At 64.7% G+C, this 2732-nt stretch carries 3 protein-coding genes; all 3 read left to right on the forward strand.

Annotated elements, in window-relative coordinates:
• Window positions 1-131 precede the first annotated feature (131 nt).
• A complete protein-coding gene (locus AC1DMG_RS21410) occupies window positions 132-449 on the forward strand; it encodes a hypothetical protein (RefSeq protein ID WP_477181082.1) in 318 nt (105 codons plus the stop codon).
• A 28-nt stretch (window positions 450-477) separates the two neighbouring features.
• Window positions 478-1860 (forward strand): sensor histidine kinase, encoded by a 1383-nt coding sequence (locus tag AC1DMG_RS21415; RefSeq protein ID WP_477177923.1) that lies wholly within the window; start codon window positions 478-480, stop codon window positions 1858-1860.
• A 68-nt stretch (window positions 1861-1928) separates the two neighbouring features.
• The coding region (locus AC1DMG_RS21420; protein WP_477181083.1) for an SPFH domain-containing protein at window positions 1929-2732 on the forward strand (804 nt) is incomplete at its 3' end.

The raw sequence follows: 2732 nt of genomic DNA on the forward strand, positions 1-2732 counted from the left end.
CTGTGCGCGACAGCCTTTCGCGAGCCCCTGTCGCGCACAGGGTGCGCTCACACAGATGCTGCAAGACCGCCCGGCGATTGCCCATGGCCCTAAGCCCGAGGATGATGTTGACCGTGCAGAAGGAGTCCGCCATGCGACACCGCACCCTGCTACTCGTCATCGGCTTGTGCTGCCTGAATGCTGCAGCCTGGGCCCAGGGCAGCGCACCCTCCAAAACTCCCAACCTCACGCTGCCCACGATGCCGCCCGCCGCGGCGAGCACGGTGGCAGACGGCTATCGCGACACCTTGAGCAGCGCAGCCAACGATGCGCAACGCTTCAACTTCAGCGCCAACCCCGCCAAGGACAAGTCGCCGCCCGATCAGTCGCCGATCCGCGTGATCATCAACAACGGTCACGGGCCGAACGTCAACTGCGTGCCCATGGGGCCAGGCGCGGGATGCCACTGATGCGGATGGCTCACGGAGGAGACTTTTGATGCGGCTGGGTTTGCGTTCGCTCGAGTCGCGCATGGTGATCCTGCTGGGCTTTGCAGGCCTGACCGGCGCACTCATCTATGCCGGCGTCACCCAATGGCCGCTGCCGCAGATCCTGGTGTGGATGCGGCACGATCTGGGCATTGACCTGGGTGCACCGGCGCGCTTTGGTTTCTACGGCGGCATCATCGTCTCGATCGCGTTCCTGCTGCCGCTGTCGCTGTGGCTGGGCCATCGCGTGATGTCGCCGATCACCAAGCTGCTGCGTGCGCTCGAAGGCGCCGTCGCCAGCTATCGCGACGGCGACTTCAGCTTTTCCATCGCCGCCACGCGTCGCGACGAACTGGGCGAACTCATCCGCATGCACAACGCGCTGGGCCAGACCCTGCGCGAACAACGGCAGAACCTCGCCCAGCGTGAATTGCTGCTCGATACCGTGGTGCAGAACACGCCCGTGGCGCTGGTGCTCACGGATGCGAGCAACCGTGTCACCTACGCCAATATCGCCGCGCGCCATCTGTTCAACGAAGGCCGCACCCTGCATGGCCTGAGCTTTGCCGAGCTGATCAGCGACAGCCCCGAAGCGCTGCGGCGTGCGGTGGAAGGCGGCGAGGATGCGCTGCTCACCGTTGAAATGGACGGCGGCGAAGAGACCTTCCATCTCTCGCAACGCAGCTTCCGCCTGCATGGCAGGCCGCATCGGCTGCAACTGTTTCGCCGCATGACGCGCGAGTTGTCGCGCCAGGAAGTGGCGACGTGGAAGCGCGTGATACGCGTGATCAGCCACGAGCTCAACAATTCGCTGGCGCCGATTTCCTCGCTGGCGCATTCGGGTGCGGAACTGGCGCGTCGCGGTGATACCGCGCGCCTGCCTGGCGTGTTCGCCACCATCGGCGAGCGCGCGCGCCATCTGCATGGATTCATCGCAGGCTACGCCAGCTTCGCCAAGCTGCCCGCACCCCAGCCGGTGGCGATCGACTGGAAGCCGTTCCTCGACGGCTTGTCGCTGCACTGCAAGTTTCAGCTGCGCGGCTCGGTTCCCGAACAAGCGGGCTGGTTCGACGCCGCGCAGATCGAGCAGGTGCTGATCAACCTGGTCAAGAACGCGCACGAATCGGGCAGTGCCGACGACGAGGTCTCGCTATCGCTCGGGATCATCGGCCGCGACGTGCGCATCGAAGTGGCCGACCGCGGCCCCGGCATGAGCGAAACCGTGCTGGCGCAGGCGCTGCTGCCGTTCTATTCCACCAAGCGCTCGGGCACGGGTCTGGGCCTGGCCCTGGCGCGCGAGATCGCCGAAGCCCATGGCGGCCGCATCGCCCTGGCCAACCGGGAAGAGGGCGGCCTGCGGGTGAGCCTGCTCCTGCCCCTGGGGCCGCGTTGACCCGCTGATCGCTTGTCTCCGCGCTCGCCTATACTCGGGGGCAACCTTCATGGAACGGGGATGTGGCAATGGGACAGCTGTTTGCTTTGGTGATCATCCTGGTCGCGGTGATCGTGCTCGCCAAACTGGTGCGCATCGTGCCGCAGGGTTACGAATGGACAGTGGAGCGCTTCGGACGCTACACGCGCACGCTCTCACCCGGCCTGCATTTCCTGGCGCCCTTCATCTACAACATCGGGCGCAAGATGAACATGATGGAACAGGTGCTGGACGTGCCCTCGCAGGACGTCATCACCAAGGACAACGCGGTCGTGCGCGTGGACGGCGTGGTGTTCTACCAGGTGCTGGATGCCTCCAAGGCCGCCTATGAGGTGGCCAATCTTGAGCAGGCCGCGTYGGCCTTGATCATGACCAATATCCGTACCGTGCTCGGTTCGATGGATCTGGACGAATCGCTCAGCCAGCGCGATGCCATCAATGCCAAGCTCCTGAAAGTGGTCGACGAAGCCACCCATCCGTGGGGCGTGAAGGTGAACCGCATCGAGATCAAGGACATCGCGCCTCCGCGCGACCTGGTCGATTCGATGGCCCGCCAGATGAAGGCAGAGCGCGAGAAGCGCGCCAATATTCTCGACGCTGAGGGCTTCCGTCAGGCGGCCATCCTCAAGGCCGAAGGTGAAAAGCAGTCGGTCATCCTGGCCGCCGAAGGCGAAAAAGAAGCCGCATTCCGCGCCGCCGAAGCCCGCGAACGATCCGCCGAGGCCGAGGCAAAGGCGACCGCAATGGTGTCCGAGGCCATCGCCAACGGCAATGTCAACGCGCTCAACTACTTCGTCGCCACCAAGTACGTCGAGGCGCTGAAGGAAATGGCC

It is taken from the genome of Dyella sp. 01N36 (genome assembly GCF_056399745.1).

Excerpts from the sequence above, each read along its gene's own strand:
- AC1DMG_RS21410 (WP_477181082.1), top strand. The coding sequence starts at position 132 with ATGCGACACCGCACCCTGCTACTCGTCATCGGCTTGTGCTGCCTGAAT.
- AC1DMG_RS21415 (WP_477177923.1), top strand. The coding sequence starts at position 478 with ATGCGGCTGGGTTTGCGTTCGCTCGAGTCGCGCATGGTGATCCTGCTG.